The organism is Dietzia sp. DQ11-44 (assembly GCF_014145205.1).
Lineage (GTDB): Bacteria > Actinomycetota > Actinomycetes > Mycobacteriales > Mycobacteriaceae > Dietzia > Dietzia natronolimnaea.
Genome location: NZ_JAALEC010000672.1, coordinates 1 through 4,763, shown reverse-complemented (window position 1 = coordinate 4,763; position 4,763 = coordinate 1). Strand labels below are relative to the sequence as shown.

The 4,763-nt window shown below is 70.0% G+C and carries 3 protein-coding genes; 2 read left to right on the top strand and 1 reads right to left on the bottom strand.

The window, feature by feature from the left end:
• Positions 1 to 1,052: zinc-dependent metalloprotease (locus tag G6018_RS15380; RefSeq protein WP_182640085.1), on the bottom strand; the 1,052-nt coding region annotated here is incomplete at its 3' end.
• Between the two features lie 80 nt (positions 1,053 to 1,132).
• On the opposite strand from G6018_RS15380, the gene G6018_RS15375 reads away from it, so the two are divergent.
• Both G6018_RS15375 and G6018_RS15370 read left to right on the top strand, forming a co-directional pair.
• Positions 1,133 to 2,191, top strand: coding sequence for a PDZ domain-containing protein (locus G6018_RS15375; protein ID WP_182640084.1), 1,059 nt, complete (start codon positions 1,133 to 1,135; stop codon positions 2,189 to 2,191).
• Between the two features lie 66 nt (positions 2,192 to 2,257).
• A partial coding sequence (locus tag G6018_RS15370) for a UPF0182 family protein (RefSeq protein WP_182640083.1) occupies positions 2,258 to 4,763 on the top strand: 2,506 nt, incomplete at its 3' end.

The window sequence follows — 4,763 nt, the reverse complement described above, 5'->3', positions numbered from 1 at the left end:
GTGGCCCGGCGTCGCAGCCACATCTCGCGCAGCTTGTCCGCGCTGGGCAGTCGGTCACCGACCGCAGCGGTGACGACCGCGTCGACCCAGCCCTCGACCAGGGCGAGCAGCGTCTCGAGGCGGCCGAGCGCGGCCTCGTTGACATTCGTCACCTTGGGGCCGATGGCGCCCGCGCCGCCGGACAGCAGTTCCTGGAGCTTGGTGGGGTCCTGGAGGATGGACGGGTCGAGTCCCGAGGCCAGGTCGTCGAGCCCCGAGGTGTCGACCCGGATCCCGCGGGCGTACTCCTCGACGGTGGCCAGCACCCGAGCCCGCAGCCAGGGCGCTCCGGCGAACAACCGGATGTGCGCGGCCTCGCGCGCGGCCAGGAACACCACGACCTCCTGGCGGGGCAGCTCGAGCTCCTCGGCGAACGCGTCGATCGCGGTCGGGCACAGGGCGGCCACGCCGTCGTCCCCGAACGGGAGCCCCACCTCGGAGGAGAACAGCACGGCGGGGGCGAGCTTGCCCAGTCCCTGGCCGAGCTGCATCCCGAAGCCCATGCCGCCCATCTGGTCGAGCATTCCCAGGAGCGGGCCGGCGAGCTGGCGCGCCTCCTCGGGCATCGCCCCCTTGGTGGCCGAGTTCATCTGCTCGGCGACCGGGGTGCAGATCTTCTCCCACGTGGGGAGGGACTGTTCGACCCACTGCTGGGGGGTCCACACCTCGGTCCGGTGTACGCCGGAGGGGAACACCGTGGTCTCGTCCAGCCACAGCTCGGCCAGCCGGACGGACTCCTGCGCGGCGGTGCCGGAGGCCTCGCTCACGACCGGGGCACGGCCGAGGGCCTGCAGTGCCACGGTGCGGGCGAGCTGGTAGTTCACCGGGCCGGAGGCGCCGGGCCCGGTCATCGCCGACCCCATGGAGCCGAGCATCTGCCCGAACTGGGAGAGCATCTGGCCGAACTGACCGAACTGGGAGGGGTCGAAACCGCCGGGGCCGCCCGGGTCGCGGCCCCGGTCGTCGTCGCGACCGTCGTCATCGGAAGCGGAGAAACCGAAGGGCTGGTTCATGCCACAACGGTACAGCCCGACGGGTGCGCAGGTCCGGGCGCGACGTCACGGTTCCGCCCGCGCGGACTACCCTTGCCCCCGTGAGTCGCCGACTGCTGACCCTCCTCGCCGCTCTGGTCCCGGCGGTGCTGCTGCTCGTCCTGGCCACGTCGGCGACCGTGCCGCTCGTGGCCATGGGCCCCGGGCCCACCTACGACACCCTCGGGGAGGTCGAGGTCGAGCGTGGCGACGGGGTGGAGACTGTCCCCGTCGTCGAGGTCAGCGGGCGTGAGGCGGACGAGACCTCCGGAGCACTACGGATGACGACGGTCGCGGTCCGCGACAACCTGACCCTGCTCGACGCCATGAGGTTCTGGCTGGATCCGGTGCAGATGGTGGTCCCCCGCGACCAGGTCTTCCCCCCGGAACGGTCGAGGGACGAGGTCCGCGAGTCCAACGCCGCGGAGATGGTGGGGTCGGAGAACTCGGCCGAGGCCGCCGCCTACGGGTACCTGGGGATCCCGATGCAGCCCCGGGTCGAGGCCGTCGACCCGGAGGGCGCGGCGGCCGACCTCCTCCGTGAGGGCGACATCCTGACCTCGATCGCCGGGGAGCGGGTCTCGGATTCGACAGCGGTGGTCGAGCAGGTCAGCGCCCACCGTCCGGGCGACGAGGTCCGGATCGGGTTCGCCAGGGACGGGCGCGAGGAGACGACGACGACGACGTTGCAGCCCGCCGGACCGGACGGCGATCCCGACCAGGGCCGCCTGGGCATCCTCGTCGGCGACACACCGGCCGACGGGACGGACGTCGAGATCAACATCGACCCGAACGTGGGCGGCCCCTCGGCGGGGCTGGTCCTGGCGGTCGCGATCGTGGACAAGCTGTCCCCGGGCGAGTTGACCGGCGGGGCCGAGGTCGCCGGATCGGGCACGATCCGGGTCGACGGAACCGTCGGGCCGATCGGGGGGATCACGCACAAGATCCGTGCCGCCCGGGATGCGGGGGCGACCGAGTTCCTCGTCCCCGCCGGAAACTGTGCGGAAGCCGTGCAGGACCCACCGGGTGGCATCCGCCTGATCGAGGTGGACACCCTCCGGGGCGCGCTGGAGGCGCTGGAGGAGGCCGTTTCCGGGGGAGAGCCACCGACCTGCGGGTGAGGCGACGCTTTTCCGTAAGGTGGGTTCCACGAGCATGTCCGCCCCAGCAGTCCAGGAGCTTCCCCGGTGTCCGTCCGCCCACCCGGTAATCCCGGTCGGCCGATCGCGATCTCACGTCGCGGCCGAGCCGTCGCCATCTCCATCGTCATCCTCATCGTCCTGATCCAGGTACTGCCGAGGATCAACTCCACCTACACCAACTGGCTGTGGTTCGGCTCGGTCGACGCCACCAGTGTGATGAGGACCGAGCTGCTCACGCGGATCGGTCTGTTCGTCGTGGTCGCCCTCCTGGTGGGACTCGCGATCGCCGCGGGGATCCTGCTGGCCTTCCGGTACCGGCCGGTGTTCCTGGCACAGCCGGGGATGCCCGATGCGTTGGCGAGGTACCGGGCGGCTCTCGGCGACTCGCCGGCCAAGACGGTGCTGTGGGTCCCTGTCGCGATCGGCCTCCTCGCCGGTTCGGTGGCGCAGTCGGGCTGGCAGTCGGTCCTGGCGTTCTTCAACTCCACGCCGTTCGGTCAGACGGATGCGCAGTTCGGGCTCGACATCTCCTTCTACGCCTTCGAGCTGCCGCTGTGGCGGTCGATCGTCACCTGGCTCATGGTGGCCGTGGTCCTGGCGTTTATCGCCAACCTCGTCACGCACTACCTGTTCGGTGGGCTCCGTCCCGGAGCGCGTGAGGGTGCGCTGACCCGCGCCGCGCGGATCCAGCTGGTCAGCCTCGCCGGACTGTTCATCCTGCTCAAGGCGGCCGCCTACTGGCTCGACCGCTACGAGCTGCTGTTCCGGGAGAACGCGACGTTCACCGGTGCCGGACACACCGATGTCAACGCGCTGATCCCGGCCAAGATCTTCATGTTCTCCGTGGCCATCGTCTGCGCGATCGCCTTTTTCTCCGCGATCGTGATCAGGGACCTGCGCATCCCCGCGCTCGCTACCGTGCTCCTGCTGTTCTCCGCGCTCGTGGTGGGCTCGGCCTGGCCGCTCGCCGTGGAGCAGTTCTCCGTCAACCCCAACCGCGCCGAGAAGGAACGGGAGTACATCGCCCGCAACATCGAGGCCACGCGGGCCGCGTACGACATCGGGGACGACCGCGTCACCTACATAGAGAACTGGGGCTCGGCCGACCCGAACCCGCGGGAGGCGGGCTCGGACGTCACGACGCTGTCCAACGTCCGCGTGCTCGACCCCAACGTCCTCTCGCCCACGTTCACCCAGCTGCACCAGCTGCGGAACTTCTACGGCTTCCCCGAGACGCTCGGCATCGACAGGTACACGATCGACGGTGAGATGCGGGACTTCCTCGTGGCCGCCCGTGAGCTCAACCCGGAGTCCCTGCAGGCCAACCAGCGGGACTGGATCAACCGGCACACCGTCTACACCCACGGCAACGGCTTCGTCTCCGCGCCCGCCAACCGCGTCAACGAGATCGCGGACGACGCCGGCTCGGATCGCGGCGGACTGCCGAACTTCCAGGTCTCCGACCTCGAGGCCATCGCCAGTGGTCAGGAGATGGTGATCCCGGTGACCCAGCCGCGGACCTACTTCGGTCCGCTGATCGCCCAGTCCGACCCCGACTACGCCATCGTCGGCGACAACGGCGAGGGCCCGCGCGAGTACGACACGGACACCCAGCAGTACACCTACACCGGCGAGGGCGGGGTCCCGATCGGCGGCTGGATCAACCGCACGGCCTACGCGCTGAGGTTCGCCGAGCGCAACATCCTGCTGTCCAGCCTGATCGGCGACGACTCCAAGATCATCTACGACCGCGACCCCCGCGACCGTGTCCAGAAGGTCGCCCCGTGGCTGACCACCGACACCAATACGTACCCGGCCGTGATCGACGGACGGATCAAGTGGATCGTCGACGGGTACACCACGCTCAAGACCTATCCGTACGCCGAGCTGAGTTCGCTGGAGGCGATGACGGCGGACTCGACCAACGAGGCCGGCGGCCGGGTGCTGCCGGACGAGGAGGTCTCGTACATCCGCAACTCGGTCAAGGCCACGGTCGACGCCTACGACGGCACGGTGGACCTCTACGCGTTCGACGAGTCGGACCCGGTGCTGCAGACCTGGATGAAGGCCCTGCCCGGCATCGTGCAGCCGCGGGACGCGATCTCGGAGGAGCTCGAGGAGCACCTGCGCTACCCGGAGGACCTGTTCAAGGTCCAGCGTGAGCTGCTGGCCAAGTACCAGGTCGACGACCCGGGCCAGTTCTTCACCAACGACGCCTTCTGGTCGGTGCCCTCCGATCCCACCGTGACCTCGTCGATCCAGAACCCGACCCCGCCCGCGGGCGGGCCGGCCGGCGGGCCGGCGGGTGCGCAGGCCGCCAACCGAGGCCCGGTGGAGGGCCCCAGTCAGCCGCCGTACTACGTGGTGGTCTCCGACCCGACCGATCCCGAATCGGACGAACCGTCGTTCCAGCTGATCTCCGCGTTCCGCGGGTACGAGCGCGAGTTCCTCGCGGCGCACATGTCGGCGAGCTCGGACCCGGACACCTACGGCGACATCACGGTTCGCGTGCAGCGCCCCACCGAGCCCCTCGCACAGGGACCCAACCAGG